Here is a 14003-nt window from a genome sequence, read left to right as displayed (position 1 = left end):
ATGGTTATGTACACATGTCAAGACAACTTATTACAATAGAAAAAACCAACTTTTTCGTTGGCTTTTTCATATGCAATGGCTCCTTTTTCTTTTGCCAATTGCTGAAATGACTTTTTCGATTTTACAATCCACACTTTCGTTCCAATTGGAATACGATCAAATAAATACTCCACATCATTTTTCTTCATTCTTATACACCCTTGTGAAATATACTTTCCAATTGAACTCGGTTGGTTTGTTCCATGTATTCCATATTTACTCCCATCAGTTCCTCGTGCATTGAATCCCATCCACCTAGATCCAAGTGGATTTTTCGGTGATCCCCCTGGAATATCTTTTGCAATATAATACGGATCCTTTGCTTTCATTACAATATCAAAAGTTCCCTCTGGGGTTAATTCATTTGTTTTTCCTGTCGCGACTGGAAAAACCTTTTGAATCTTCCCATCGTCAATATAAGCTAGTTTATTCGTCGCTTTATTTACAATAATAAACGGATCACCGGCACGTGGATTATCACCAAGGGGCCAAATAGGCGATAAAGAAAGACATAATAGGAAAGAGAGAAGATACGGCATAAATAATTCCTACCTTCTATATAAGTTCTTTTATATTATCCTTTCCCTTAAAACGACTTTTAATGAGTAAATATTGTTCCATTTCGTATACAAGTTGAACAAGTTTCGCACGTATCTCAAATTCTTCACGTGTAGCCGGCAATGGCATCTCTCTAAATAATTCTCTCATTTCTTGAAGCTGTCTTAAAGAAATAACCCCGGTACTCTGAGGGCTAATAGCATTACTAATGTTTTCAACCACATCCGCAATCATGTCAGCTTGTTCATATGTCCACGATAAAGAAGCTGCTAACGGAATCATTCGCTCTAAAATTTCGAATTGTTGCATGCGCATATTAAAATAACGATAGTAATAGTCATCTTCTCGCATAAATGCATTCTCAAGTTTCTTAAACGATAAATCTCTAGCTTCATTTAGCATCTGTTCAGTTTCAATAAGTTCTGCCCCGCTCCAACTACTTTCTCGATTTCGTAAATACACAACCATTTCAAACAAAATCGTTTTAAAATTACTTTCTATTTTACCTTGATACTCTTTTAGCTTATTTTCACTACTTGGCATATACATATTCACTAAGAGAGCCACGCTAATCCCTATCGTTAATATCGCAATTTCATTTCCAACAATAAGCCATGTAATTTGTTTCAATGAATATAGATGCATCACAATAACTGAACTCGTGACAATACCTTCTTGAATTTTAAGCATAACTGCAGTCGGAATAAATGTAAGTAATAATAGGCTAATTGCTAGTGGTGTATATCCAATTGTTTCAAAAATACAAAATGCGAACACCATTGATAATACACAAGCTAAAAAACGATGTAACGATACTTGAAGTGATTTACGTTTCGTATTTTGTACACATAATATAACTAAAATACCCGCTGAACTATAAAATTCTAATCCTAATAACTGAGCAATAAAAACGGCTGCGCCTGTCCCTATTGCTGTTTTTACTGTACGGTATCCAATTTTGAACATAGCATTGCTCCTATATGTATAAACGTATTTACAGTTAGTATAAAAAAAGGATGACACAATGTCATCCTTTTCTACTTATTATTCACGTATCCTTTACATATTACAATATTTTTTGTAAAAATTGTTGCGCACGCTCACTTTTCGGTGCTGCAAAAAATTCTGCTGGCGCACTATCTTCTACAAGTTTTCCACCATCTAAAAAGAGAACACGATCTGCTACTTCTTTTGCAAATCCCATTTCATGTGTAACAATTGCCATTGTCATTCCTGTCGTAACTAATGATTTCATAACTTCTAACACTTCTTTTACCATCTCTGGATCTAGTGCTGATGTCGGTTCATCAAATAACATTACTTCTGGTTCCATTGCTAACGCTCTTGCAATTGCTACACGTTGCTTTTGTCCGCCAGAAAGACGATTCGGATACGTATCTTTTTTATCTAATAAGCCAACCTTTTCTAAAAGTTTTTCGGCTTTCTTTTCAGCTTCTTGTTTCGTTACTCCTTTTACATTGATAGGAGCATACGTAATATTTTCTAATACAGTCATATGAGGAAATAGGTGGAAATGCTGAAATACCATTCCGACATTTTCACGGACGTGCATAATATTCGTTTTCGGATTCGTTACTTCTTCCGTTCCAATCCATATGTGACCATTTGTCGGTGCTTCTAACACATTCATACAACGTAAAAATGTTGATTTCCCTGATCCAGACGGTCCAATAATTGCTACTACTTCCCCTTTTCCAATCGTTGTTGTAATTCCTTTTAATACTTCGTTTTTTCCAAATGATTTATGAAGGTTTTCAATTTTAATCACTTTTCTTCATTCTCCCTTCAATTGCCTTCCCGACTAATGTAAGAATAATGACTAGCATATAATAAATGAGTCCAACAAAAAGTAATGGTTCAAGATATTTAAATGTCTCCCCGCCTACGATGTAAGCACGGCGCATTAAATCCGTTGCGCCTATTACTGTTACTACAGCCGATTCTTTCGTAAGTGTCGCAAACTCGTTTACAAGTGCCGGTAATATATTTTTTAAAGCTTGAGGAAAAATGATATTTCGCATCATTTTTCCGTATGGAATTCCTAAAGCCATCGCCGCTTCTGTTTGTCCTTTATCAACCGCTTGAATGCCGGCACGGATTACTTCTGACATATATGCACCTGAATTTAAGCTAAATGCAAGTACAGCTGCTAAGAATGCCGGTATTTCATAACCAATTATTTGCGGGACACCGAAATAAATAATCATTAATTGCAATACAAGTGGTGTACCACGGAAAATTGATGTATAAAGATCTGCCGCTATATTTAATGCTCGTATTCTAGCAATTTTGCAAAGTGCTAATAACGTCCCTAAAAGAAACCCTGCTAAAGCTGATACTGCTACAATTTTCAAAGTAACTTCTAGACCTTTTAATATATATGGTATCGAAGGCGTAATCGCCGAAAAATCTAAGTTCATTCTTTTCATTCCCCTCACAGAAAAGTGAAAAGCAGCTTATTTTTCGCTGCCAAACCATTTCTTCACTAATTTATCCATTTCTCCATTTTCTTGCATTTTTTTAATTACTTTATTAAATTCAGCTGTTTTGTCACTGTTTTTCGGAAGGGCAATTGCTGCTCCAACTTCTTCTGGCGCTTCTTTAATTTCAATTCCTTGTAAATCTTTCATTTTCTCTACATAATTTTTAGCAACTGTGTCTTCTATAATTGCAGCGTCAAAACGACCAGCTTTAATTTCTTGTACGATTTCTGGTATACGGTCACGTCCCTCAACTTTGAAATCTACTTGTTTTTTAAATTCTGCTGCTTTCTCTTCTTGAATAGACCCTGTTTGTACCCCTACTTTTTTCCCTTTTAAATCCTCTACAGATTGAATGTTAGAGTCCTTTTTAGAAACAATCATGTTTTTCGCAACAAAGTAAATATCTGTGAAATCAACATTATTTTTACGCTCTGCAGTTGGCGTCATACCTGCCATTACGAAATCAACTTTTCCTGAGCTAAGAGATGCTAATAAACCACCAAAATCCATATCTTTCACTTTCACTTCATAACCAAGTTCTTTTCCGATATATTTAGCAACATCAACATCAAAGCCGATAATTTCATCACTCTTTGAAGCTTCTACGTATTCATATGGTTTATAATCTGCTGAAGTCCCCATAACCAGTACTTTTTTATTTTTTCCAGTAGCCTTTTCTTCCCCATTACTACAAGCACTGAACATACTTACAATTAAAATAAGTGCAAACGATATCGATAATAACTTCTTCATCTTTCTTCCCCCTAATAATGTATATTTAAAAGTTTAATAGAATATTTATTCGATGTTTGTATTGTATCAGCACTTTTATTTTTATGCAATATATAAAATAAAAATAAATATAAAACAAGTTAAAATACAGTTATACATGTATAAAAAGATGCATAAAAATAACAAAACTATGCATATCCCACAAATTTTAATACGAAATAAAAAAAGGCGGTACATCCACTTGAGTGTGGACGTACCGCCTTTTCATTTATTTTTATAAGGACTTATAATCAGTTGGGATGAACCACCTCCACTGATTATAGTTCTTCGCAATTCTCTTCGAAATACGATTGTAGTTTTGCAATAACTTGCATCGGTTCATGACCTTCAATTTCATGACGCTCTACCATCGTTACAATTTTTCCATCTTTTAATAAAGCAAATGATGGAGAAGATGGTGGATACCCTTCGAAATATTCACGAGCTCTTGCTGTCGCTTCTTTATCTTGACCTGCAAACACCGTTACAAGGTGGTTAGGACGTTTATCATAATGTACAGAATGCGCAGCAGCAGGACGAGCAATACCGCCTGCACAACCACATACAGAGTTTACCATTACAAGTGTTGTTCCATTTCTTTTAAACGCTTCGTCTACTGCTTCTGGCGTCGTCAATTCTGTATATCCAGCAGAGACAATCTCTTCACGCGCTTGGCGGACAACATCATTCATAAAAAAGTTAAAATTAATCAATCTTTTCCCTCCTCTAAAACTACCTATTTGTATCTTACCAGTTAATGTTTATGAAATACAAGTAAGTTTACTTGTATTTCAGCATAGAAAAGGTGTTAGAGCTCTTGCTCTAACACCTTTTCTTAATGACCACGATGTTTTTGCTTTACTTTTTGTACTTTGATTAAACGTCTTCTTTGTTTTTCAGCCTCTCGCTTCTCCTTAGATTGCACTTTCTTTTCTTGTTTATGCAGTTCATAAGATAAGCTAATTGCCTCTTGCGCCTTAGTAAAGCGGTTTACATTTACTTCTTTTGCAGCTTGTCGTATGATCCGCTTTATATTTTTGGGACGCTGTTTTTCTTTCACTTCCACGCCACATTTTGCAAAGTGCTGAAAATACGCTAACATTGAACCGTTCACAAATATAAGCACTTCTTCGTCTGAAGGTTCCGTTCCAAAAATATACCTCGCTCCATACAACTTCCCTTTTTCTTTACATGTAATGATTCCAACAAAAAATTGGCCATCGTGATATACTGTCAAATCCATTGACAGCCCCCCCTAAAAAAATTAGAAATACGGGACATCCCGGAGGGGAAGGTTACTGACATGAAATCATGCGTCTGGACTACCAACCAGAACTGTGTTTTTGTATTTCTTTCACTATTATTATATCTTTTTTTCCATAATCTTCATATATTCACTAATCATTTTTTTATGCGACCCAACAATATAGTCAGGTAGTTCTGTTAGAGGGAAGAATTTAAGCTGAACCGCTTCTTCTTTGTTCATAACAAAATCTCCATCGTATTCGTCCGTATAATAAGCAGTCGTTACAGATTGAAATTCATCACCGTTGGCTAATTTTGTAAAATAGTTCGCTCCAGAAAACACATTGATTAATCGTAGGTTCTTCACCTTTATTCCTGTTTCTTCGTATACTTCACGAAAAGCAGTTTCTTCTGGTGATTCACTAAGCTCCATTAATCCGCCAGGCAGCCCCCATTTTCCGTAAGGCTCTGTTCTTTGTTGTAATAATACATATCTATTTTCATTTATAACGAGTACAACAGCACCAACTAAAATTAAAGGGCGATGACCAACTATTTTCCGTAATTCTTCTACATATCCCATCGTATCCCTCCTTTTTCGTTGTCCACACTATTGTATCATATGTATGAAACGACAAAATGCGTATATTTTTCATTTTTTTAACAAAATATTTATTTTATGTGTTTCATCTACTGTAGCTAACAAAATGGATTCAACTTCTGCGTTTTTCTCTAGAAATTCTCTCGCCCATTCTTCTGTTTTCCCTAATAAAGCAAGAACATCTTGCTGAATGCTCCCATCCTTTACTAATACAAAAGAAACTGGAGATTTTTTTCCCGCCACTTTTAGATCAAGTCGGGAAACTGCCTCATATTCTGGATACCGAAATATAGAAACGACACCGTTCGCTTCCCATAATGCTAATTTGATTGTTTGAATATCGCTCACATTTCGCATACGAAGTTCTGAAAATAAATATTCCACGGTAATTCTCGCTTTTTTCAAATTGCTAAAATCAATGGAGCCGTTGTGTATAAGAATGATAGGTGCTGGCTCTAAAAAGCGTCTCCATCTATCCCATTTCAACATTAAAACTGAACTTATAATATGAAGTACAACGAGTATAAACGTTGTAATCATCGAGCCCATTAATCCTACTTTTTCATCAGACAATGCGTTAGAAATATTCCCGCCAAGCAATAACACCAATACAACATCTAAAAAGCGAAGTTGTGCGATGGACCTTTGCCCCATTGCTTTCGCAACTAATATTAAAAATATGTATGCTATAATAGCCCGAATAACCCATTCACTATTAGAAAGATGCCGTGCTCCCTCAAAAATATGCATATGCATCACTTTGCACTCCTTACATCCTAAACTGCTAGTCTGTTTTAGTTTGCAACGTTTATGAGTATATATGTAAAAAAGCTGGTTCGTTTAAAAACGAACCAGCTTTTTTTACTTAACGGAAAACATATACTTTTTATACGTTTTTCGTACCGATAATATGAGACCCATCATAATCATATTCGAGAACAAGGAACTTCCCCCATACGATAAGAAAGGTAATGCAATCCCTTTTACAGGCATTAATCCAACGATCATACCGATGTTTTGGAATATTTGAACCGTTAATATCCCAATTGATCCAGCACATAATAATGTACCGAATAAATTATCAGCAGAATAACCGATAATAATTGTTCTATATAGTAGTAATAGGAACAAGAATACAACTAACGCTGCTACGATAAATCCACCTTCTTCAGCAATTGTAGCGAAAATAAAGTCAGTGTGTTTCTCTGGAATATAGACGCTTCCTTCCCGGAACCCTTTACCTTCCATGCCTCCACTACCTACAGCTAAAATCGATTGCTGTGTTTGATAACCTTGATCTGTATGTTCGAATGGATCTAACCAACCTAAAATACGTGATTGTTGGTGAGGTTTTAGTAACGTAACTAACTTATTAAAGAAGAAATCTTCATACCTTACGTAAATAAATATTAACGTAGATAATATGGTGACTGGAATAACTGTACATAACGCTATCAATTTCTTCTGAATACCTGACATAAATAAAATACATGCAATGGCAGCAGCGTATAAGAACACCATACCTGTATCCGGTTGGCTATATACAACAGCCATAGGCGGAAGGGATACTAGCATAATTTTACCTACTAGTTTTAAATCCGTTTGGAATGTCCTTGCCATATACTGCGCATTATGTTTCACTGCTATACTTGCTACTACGAGAAGCAATGAAATTTTGAAAAACTCAGACGGCTGAATTTGTCCAACTAGCGGAAATACAAACCATCTTTTTGCACCTAATTTTTCAGGTGTGAAAGTGGAAACCGGTAGTATTTTCAAAAGAATAAGTGAGGCAAACCCAACGATATAAAGTGGCCAAGACAATTTTTGCAATTGATCTAAGTCGATGCTTGCAACAAGTAATAACAAGACAGCTCCAATTATGTAGTTCAAACCTTGTTTCATCGCAAAGTTTGCATCTCCATATTGTCCTGTTTGCTGACTGCTATATATAGCAGCTATACTCGTAACACATAATGCACACAAAATTAAAATTAATTTTACATCTAAACTTTTTAAAAACTCGGTACTTCTTTTCATGACATCCTCCTGAAACATTGTTACAGCAAAATAAAAAACCAGGAGTCAACATTCTTCATGTTTTGACGACTGATTACACATTATCTATAAAACACTTATATAGAATAACTCTCTTTTTCATACAATACAATATATTATACTACAGTTTCATCAGTAAGATTTGCCAAAAAAATTATTCTTTTCTTATTTTATATCCATATACCATATATCAGCAATGTATTTTCATAAATTCCTAATACATAATCGTTCATTGTAAGATTACTGGGAAAGGTATTATACATATAGTAGGATGCAAATGAAGAAATAAGATAATAAAAAGCTCGCCATAAGCGAGCTTTTTATTAGTATACAGATGTATTATGTTCTGACGTATTTTCTAAAATTTCTTTTACACGCCCTAAGAACTTACCACAAATTAAGCCATCTAGTACACGGTGATCAAGTGATAAACATAAGTTAACCATGTCGCGAGCACCGAACATACCATTTTCCATGATTACTGGGCGTTTTACAATTGATTCAACTTGTAAAATAGCCGCTTGTGGGTAATTAATAATACCCATAGATTGAACAGAACCGAATGATCCTGTGTTATTAATTGTAAACGTTCCGCCTTGCATTTCGTCCGCTTTTAACGATTTCGTACGTACTTTTCCTGCAAGCTCTGTAATTTCACGAGCGATACCTTTAATTGTCTTCTCGTCCGCGTGTTTAATTACTGGTACAAATAGTTCGTCCTCTGTTGCAACAGCGATAGAAAGGTTAATATCTTTCTTCTGAACAATTTTATCGCCAGCCCACATTGAATTAATTTGAGGGTATTCTTTTAACGCTTGTGCTACTGCTTTTACGAAGAAAGCAAAGAACGTTAAGTTAAAGCCTTCACGCTTTTTGAAATCACCTTTAATTGAATTACGGTATGACACAAGGTTTGTCACATCTACTTCAATCATCATCCAAGCGTGTGGCGCTTCGTGTTTACTACGTAACATGTTCGCTGCGATTGCTTTACGCACACCTGTTACTGGAATTTCGATATCGCCAGGCATTGTTGGTACAGAAACTGGTTTCGCAGATTCTACTTTTTGCGCTACTGGCGCTGCTTTTGGTGCTTCTGGACGCGCTTCTACTACAGCTGCTACCGTTTCCTCTTTCTTCGCCGCACCTGCTTGCGGAATATTTCCAGATTCCACTAGCTTTAAAATATCTTTACGAGTGATACGGCCGTTTGCTCCCGTACCTTCTACTAGATCTAAATCAACGTTATGCTCACCTGCAAGTTTTAACACAGCTGGTGAAAAACGAGGTTTTCCATCAGTTGGTTGTTTTGCTTTCGGTGCTTTTTCAGGCGTAGCTACTTCTGCCTTTGATTCTTCTTTTGTTTTTTCCTCAACAGCTGTTGCTGCTACTTCATCTGCGCCTTCTACTTGAATTACACAAACTACTTCACCTACAGCTAACGTATCACCTTCAGCAGCAATTAACTCTTTCACAATACCAGTGAAAGAAGATGGTACTTCAGCGTTTACTTTATCAGTCATTACTTCTGCAAGCGGATCATATTTGTTTACGTGATCGCCAACATTAACAAGCCATTTACTAATTGTACCCTCTGTAACGCTCTCCCCGAGCTGAGGCATTGTAATATTTTCTACAGCCATGTATAGTCCCCCCGATTAAAATTCCGCAAGCTCGCGCATTGCTTTTTCAACTTTATCTGGATTTACCATAAAGAATTTTTCCATTGTTGGTGCATATGGCATTGCTGGAACGTCTGGACCTGCAAGACGTGCGATTGGTGCATCTAAATCAAACAGACAGTTTTCAGCAATAATTGCTGCCACTTCACTCATAATACTTCCTTCTTTATTGTCTTCTGTTACAAGAAGAACTTTACCTGTTTTAGAAGCTGCTTCAATGATTGCTTCTTTATCTAATGGATATACAGTACGTAAATCAAGAATGTGTGCAGAGATGCCATCTTGTGCTAACTTTTCAGCTGCTTGAAGAGCAAAATGAACACATAATCCGTATGTGATAACAGTAATATCATCACCTTCACGTTTTACATCTGCTTTTCCGATTGGTAATACGTAATCATCTTCTGGCACTTCACCTTTAATTAAGCGATATGCACGTTTATGCTCAAAAAATAATACTGGATCTTCATCACGAATTGCAGCTTTTAGTAAGCCTTTTGCATCATATGGTGTAGAAGGGATAACGATTTTTAAACCAGGTTGGTTTGCAAACATCGCTTCTACAGATTGCGAATGATACAATGCACCGTGAACACCGCCGCCAAATGGCGCACGAACTGTAATTGGACAAGTCCAATCATTATTAGAACGGTAACGAATTTTTGCTGCCTCAGAAACAATTTGGTTTACTGCTGGCATGATGAAATCCGCAAACTGCATTTCAGCGATTGGACGCATTCCATACATTGCTGCACCAATTGCGACCCCAGCGATTGCAGATTCTGCAAGTGGTGTATCTAGCGCACGATCTTCACCAAATTGATCATATAATCCGTGTGTCGCTTTAAATACGCCACCTTTTTTACCAACATCTTCACCTAAAACGAATACTTTCTCATCGCGTTCCATTTCCTCGCGCATTGCTAATGTAATAGCATCAATATAAGACATTACAGCCATGAAACGTTCCCCCCTATTCTGCGTATACGTGCTTCAATGCATCTTCAGGTGCTGCATACGGAGCATTTTCTGCATATTCTGTTGCTTCGTTTACGATATGCATAATTTCGTCTAACATTTGTTTTTCAGATTCCTCAGTTAACACGCCAACCTCTTTTAAATAAGCAGCAAATGTTACAATTGAATCATTTTTCTTCGCTTCTTCTACTTCTTCTTTATCACGATAAACACGATCATCGTCGTCACTTGAATGTGCTGTTAAACGATATGATACTGTTTCAATTAAAGTTGGACCTTCACCACGGCGGCCACGGTCTGCTGCTTCTTTTACAGCTTTATATACTGCAAGCGGATCGTTTCCGTCTACTGTATATCCAGGCATACCGTATCCAATTGCACGGTCGGATACATTTTTACATGCTAATTGTTTTTCAACTGGAATAGAGATCGCGTATTTATTATTTTCACACATAAAAATAACAGGTAACTTGTGTACGCCAGCAAAGTTTGCACCTTCATGGAAATCACCTTGGTTGGAAGAACCTTCACCGAATGTAACAAACGTTACTAAATCTTTCTTTTCCATTTTTCCAGCTAATGCAATACCAACTGCATGTGGTACTTGCGTTGTTACTGGAGATGAACCTGTCACAATACGATTTTTCTTTTGACCGAAGTGACCAGGCATTTGACGACCACCAGAGTTTGGATCTCCAGCTTTCGCGAAACCAGATAGCATCAGTTCTTTCGCTGTCATACCAAACGCTAGTACAACACCCATATCACGGTAGTATGGTAATGCATAATCTTTCTCTCTATCAAGAGCAAATGCTGCTCCAACTTGTGCTGCCTCTTGTCCTTGACAAGAAATTACGAATGGAATTTTACCAGCACGGTTTAATAACCACATACGTTCGTCGATTTTACGTGCAAGTAACATCGTACGGAACATTTCTAATACTTGCTCATCACTTAAGCCAAGCTCTTCATGGCGCTTTTCTTTTACTTCTGCCATTTTTCATAACCTCCTAAATCCACATTTTTATGCGTGTAACGCTTTTCCATCTACAGCTAATGCTGCTTCACCAATCGCCTCAGATAATGATGGATGCGGATGAATTGTATGTGCTACTTCCCAAGGTGTTGCATCAAGTACTCTTGCAAGACCCGCTTCAGAAATCATATCTGTTACATGCGGTCCAATCATATGAACACCGAGAATATCATTTGTTTCTTCATCAACTACAAGTTTTACGAAACCATCTGATTCGCCGTATACAAGCGCTTTTCCGATTGCACGGAATGAGAACTTACCTACTTTTAGCTTATAGCCTTTTTCTTTCGCTTCTTGTTCTGTTAAACCGACAGAAGCAACTTCCGGACTGCTATATACGCATTTTGATACCATAGAATAATCAATTGGTGTAACTTCTTTACCAGCAATATGTTCTACTGCAACAATTCCTTCATGAGAAGCAACGTGAGCAAGCTGTAAGCCACCGATTACATCACCGATTGCGTAAATATGAGATTCTTTCGTTTGATAAAACTCATTTGTTTGAATGTATCCTTTTTCCACAACGATATCCGTATTCTCTAAACCAATATTTTGCGTATTGGCTTGTCGTCCTACAGATACAAGCATTTTTTCTGCTTTAAATTCTTTATTCTCACCGTTATGTTCAGCTTGAATTGTTACTCCATTATCTTTTACCAATGTTTCTGGTAATACTTTTGCACCAGTTACCACTTTAATACCTTTTTTCTTGAATAGACGTTGCATTTCTTTTGAAACGTCTTGGTCTTCTAGTGGTAGTATCGTTTTCGCATACTCTAATACTGTAACTTCTACACCGAAGTCAGCAAGCATAGATGCCCACTCAATACCAATTACACCGCCACCAACGATAATAATCGAGCTAGGAAGCGTTTCCATTTTTAGGGCATGATCGGAAGACATTACATACTCTCCGTCTAATTCTAAACCTGGTAATGAATTCGGACGAGAACCTGTTGCAATAAGTACATTTTTTGGAATTAACATTTCATTCTCTTCTCCACTTGCAAGTTCAACTGAAATTGTCCCTGGCATCGGAGAGAAAATAGATGGGCCAAGAATACGGCCAATACCTTCAAACACATCAATTTTACCTTGTTTCATTAAGTGCTGAACACCTTTATGAAGTTGCGTTACAATCTTCTCTTTACGCTCTTGTACTTTCGCAAAGTTTAGTTCTACATTACTTGCAATAACTCCGAACTCTTCGCTTTTTTTAGCAGTTGCGTATACTTCCGCACTACGTAAAAGGGCTTTACTAGGAATACATCCTTTGTGTAAACAAGTACCACCAAGATTTTCTTTTTCAACAAGTGCAGTTTTTAACCCTAGTTGTGATGCACGAATTGCAGCAACATATCCACCAGTACCGCCGCCAACGATGACTAAATCATATTCTTTTGCCATTATCTCAACCCCTAGCTACCGTTTCTTTTTCACGTACAATATATTCTTTTGAAGCTTCTTCTTCACGTAGTACACGAAGTGCCCCTTCTGCTAATGCTTGTAATTCATCTTCTCCTGGATGTACGATAACATCTGCAATCCAGTCTACTCGTTCTTTTATTTCATCAACAAGGATTTTACTGTAAGCAAGTCCACCAGTTAATACGATTGCATCGATTTTCCCGTGAAGTACAGCGCTAGCTCCGCCAATCTCTTTTGCAACTTGATATGCCATAGCTTTATAAATAAGAGTTGCTTCAGGATCACCTTTTTCAACCATTTGTTCTACTTTAATCGCATCATTTGTACCGATAAGACTTACAAGTCCACCTTGTCCGACAAGTTTTTTAATCATTTCATCTCGGTAATACTCACCAGAGAAACACATTTCTACTAGTTGCCCTACTGGTACTGTACCAGCGCGCTCTGGACTAAATGGGCCTTCTCCGTTTAAACCGTTATTTACATCGATTACTCTTCCTTTTTTATGAGCACCAACTGTAATACCGCCGCCCATATGTGTAACTAATAAATTTAAATCCTCATATTTGTGATTTAACTGTTCAGCTACTTTACGAGCAACTGCTTTTTGATTTAATGCATGGAAAATACTTTTGCGTTCCATACCAGCAATACCACTTATACGAGCAATAGGCTCCATTTCATCTACAACGACAGGGTCTACAATGAATGCCGGAATATTTAATCCAGAAGCTATTTCATATGCTAAAATGCCCCCAAGGTTTGAAGCGTGATGACCGCTAAAACCATTTTTTAAATCTTCTAACATCGCATCGTTTACTGTGTATGTTCCGCCTTCGATTGGACGAAGTAATCCCCCACGGCCACAAACTGCGTTTAATTTTGAAATGTTAATACCGTGAGAATGTAGAACTTCTAAGATCGTTTCTTTACGAAACTCATATTGGTCGATAATTCGCTTATATTTTCCAATCTGTTCTTCGTCATGACGAATAGTTTCTTCTAAAACGGGTCTTTCATTATCAAAAACACCAATTTTTGTGGATGTACTACCCGGATTAATAACAAGAATTCGATTTACAGACACTGTTGCTACCTCC

The 14003-nt window shown here is 36.9% G+C and carries 15 protein-coding genes; all 15 read right to left on the bottom strand.

Features of this window, described 5'->3' with window-relative positions; genetic code table 11:
- Positions 1 to 17: 17 nt before the first annotated feature.
- The 15 genes from QCI73_RS06890 to buk all read right to left on the bottom strand — a co-directional run bounded on the left by QCI73_RS06890 (position 18) and on the right by buk (position 13990).
- A complete protein-coding gene (locus QCI73_RS06890) occupies positions 18 to 578 on the bottom strand; it encodes a L,D-transpeptidase (RefSeq protein WP_001146556.1) in 561 nt (186 codons plus the stop codon).
- Positions 579 to 594: 16 nt separating this feature from the next.
- The gene (locus QCI73_RS06885; protein ID WP_000472677.1) at positions 595 to 1563 is read right to left on the bottom strand and encodes an aromatic acid exporter family protein; all 969 of its coding nucleotides are present in this window, start codon (positions 1561 to 1563) and stop codon (positions 595 to 597) included.
- Positions 1564 to 1663: 100 nt separating this feature from the next.
- Complete coding sequence (locus QCI73_RS06880) at positions 1664 to 2386, bottom strand: amino acid ABC transporter ATP-binding protein (protein ID WP_000590225.1); 723 nt, start codon at positions 2384 to 2386, stop codon at positions 1664 to 1666.
- On the bottom strand, positions 2379 to 3038 hold the full coding sequence (locus tag QCI73_RS06875; protein ID WP_001046921.1) for an amino acid ABC transporter permease: 660 nt from the start codon (positions 3036 to 3038) through the stop codon (positions 2379 to 2381). The genes QCI73_RS06880 and QCI73_RS06875 overlap by 8 nt, the downstream gene beginning before the upstream one ends.
- Positions 3039 to 3074: 36 nt before the next feature.
- On the bottom strand, positions 3075 to 3854 hold the full coding sequence (locus tag QCI73_RS06870) for a transporter substrate-binding domain-containing protein (protein WP_098924625.1): 780 nt from the start codon (positions 3852 to 3854) through the stop codon (positions 3075 to 3077).
- A 296-nt stretch (positions 3855 to 4150) separates the two neighbouring features.
- Complete coding sequence (locus QCI73_RS06865) at positions 4151 to 4564, bottom strand: BrxA/BrxB family bacilliredoxin (protein ID WP_001998211.1); 414 nt, start codon at positions 4562 to 4564, stop codon at positions 4151 to 4153.
- Positions 4565 to 4707: 143 nt separating this feature from the next.
- The gene (locus QCI73_RS06860) at positions 4708 to 5115 is read right to left on the bottom strand and encodes a YjdF family protein (protein ID WP_353822688.1); all 408 of its coding nucleotides are present in this window, start codon (positions 5113 to 5115) and stop codon (positions 4708 to 4710) included.
- 120 nt (positions 5116 to 5235) lie between these two features.
- On the bottom strand, positions 5236 to 5700 hold the full coding sequence (locus QCI73_RS06855) for an NUDIX hydrolase (RefSeq protein ID WP_014481752.1): 465 nt from the start codon (positions 5698 to 5700) through the stop codon (positions 5236 to 5238).
- 69 nt (positions 5701 to 5769) lie between these two features.
- Positions 5770 to 6474, bottom strand: a complete 705-nt coding sequence (locus tag QCI73_RS06850; RefSeq protein ID WP_000550968.1) for a DUF421 domain-containing protein — start codon at positions 6472 to 6474, stop codon at positions 5770 to 5772.
- Positions 6475 to 6579: 105 nt separating this feature from the next.
- On the bottom strand, positions 6580 to 7758 hold the full coding sequence (locus QCI73_RS06845; RefSeq protein ID WP_000831185.1) for an FtsW/RodA/SpoVE family cell cycle protein: 1179 nt from the start codon (positions 7756 to 7758) through the stop codon (positions 6580 to 6582).
- A 341-nt stretch (positions 7759 to 8099) separates the two neighbouring features.
- Positions 8100 to 9419 (bottom strand): dihydrolipoamide acetyltransferase family protein, encoded by a 1320-nt coding sequence (locus tag QCI73_RS06840; RefSeq protein ID WP_353822687.1) that lies wholly within the window; start codon positions 9417 to 9419, stop codon positions 8100 to 8102.
- A gap of 15 nt (positions 9420 to 9434) precedes the next feature.
- A complete protein-coding gene (bfmBAB, locus tag QCI73_RS06835) occupies positions 9435 to 10418 on the bottom strand; it encodes a 3-methyl-2-oxobutanoate dehydrogenase subunit beta (protein WP_000290076.1) in 984 nt (327 codons plus the stop codon).
- Between the two features lie 13 nt (positions 10419 to 10431).
- On the bottom strand, positions 10432 to 11433 hold the full coding sequence (bfmBAA, locus tag QCI73_RS06830) for a 3-methyl-2-oxobutanoate dehydrogenase subunit alpha (protein WP_000852555.1): 1002 nt from the start codon (positions 11431 to 11433) through the stop codon (positions 10432 to 10434).
- A 27-nt stretch (positions 11434 to 11460) separates the two neighbouring features.
- The gene (lpdA, locus tag QCI73_RS06825) at positions 11461 to 12882 is read right to left on the bottom strand and encodes a dihydrolipoyl dehydrogenase (protein ID WP_001051291.1); all 1422 of its coding nucleotides are present in this window, start codon (positions 12880 to 12882) and stop codon (positions 11461 to 11463) included.
- 4 nt (positions 12883 to 12886) lie between these two features.
- Positions 12887 to 13990 carry a butyrate kinase gene (gene buk / locus QCI73_RS06820; protein ID WP_353822686.1) on the bottom strand — a complete coding sequence of 368 codons (1104 nt, stop codon included), beginning with the start codon at positions 13988 to 13990 and terminating at the stop codon, positions 12887 to 12889.
- Between the last annotated feature and the right edge of the window lie 13 nt (positions 13991 to 14003).

It is taken from the genome of Bacillus cereus group sp. MG16, assembly GCF_040459875.1.
GTDB lineage: Bacteria > Bacillota > Bacilli > Bacillales > Bacillaceae_G > Bacillus_A > Bacillus_A paranthracis.
The sequence above is the reverse complement of the archived record's forward strand: the minus strand, read 5'-3'. Positions and strand labels throughout refer to the sequence as shown.

What these genes read in the sequence shown, in the direction of transcription:
- QCI73_RS06890 (WP_001146556.1), bottom strand. Translation starts at nt 578, where the DNA reads ATGCCGTATCTTCTCTCTTTCCTATTATGTCTTTCTTTATCGCCTATT.
- QCI73_RS06885 (WP_000472677.1), bottom strand. Translation starts at nt 1,563, where the DNA reads ATGTTCAAAATTGGATACCGTACAGTAAAAACAGCAATAGGGACAGGC.
- QCI73_RS06875 (WP_001046921.1), bottom strand. Translation starts at nt 3,038, where the DNA reads ATGAACTTAGATTTTTCGGCGATTACGCCTTCGATACCATATATATTA.
- QCI73_RS06870 (WP_098924625.1), bottom strand. Translation starts at nt 3,854, where the DNA reads ATGAAGAAGTTATTATCGATATCGTTTGCACTTATTTTAATTGTAAGT.
- QCI73_RS06865 (WP_001998211.1), bottom strand. Translation starts at nt 4,564, where the DNA reads ATGAATGATGTTGTCCGCCAAGCGCGTGAAGAGATTGTCTCTGCTGGA.
- QCI73_RS06860 (WP_353822688.1), bottom strand. Translation starts at nt 5,115, where the DNA reads ATGGATTTGACAGTATATCACGATGGCCAATTTTTTGTTGGAATCATT.
- QCI73_RS06855 (WP_014481752.1), bottom strand. Translation starts at nt 5,700, where the DNA reads ATGGGATATGTAGAAGAATTACGGAAAATAGTTGGTCATCGCCCTTTA.
- QCI73_RS06850 (WP_000550968.1), bottom strand. Translation starts at nt 6,474, where the DNA reads ATGCATATGCATATTTTTGAGGGAGCACGGCATCTTTCTAATAGTGAA.
- QCI73_RS06845 (WP_000831185.1), bottom strand. Translation starts at nt 7,758, where the DNA reads ATGAAAAGAAGTACCGAGTTTTTAAAAAGTTTAGATGTAAAATTAATT.
- QCI73_RS06840 (WP_353822687.1), bottom strand. Translation starts at nt 9,419, where the DNA reads ATGGCTGTAGAAAATATTACAATGCCTCAGCTCGGGGAGAGCGTTACA.
- bfmBAB (WP_000290076.1), bottom strand. Translation starts at nt 10,418, where the DNA reads ATGGCTGTAATGTCTTATATTGATGCTATTACATTAGCAATGCGCGAG.
- bfmBAA (WP_000852555.1), bottom strand. Translation starts at nt 11,433, where the DNA reads ATGGCAGAAGTAAAAGAAAAGCGCCATGAAGAGCTTGGCTTAAGTGAT.
- lpdA (WP_001051291.1), bottom strand. Translation starts at nt 12,882, where the DNA reads ATGGCAAAAGAATATGATTTAGTCATCGTTGGCGGCGGTACTGGTGGA.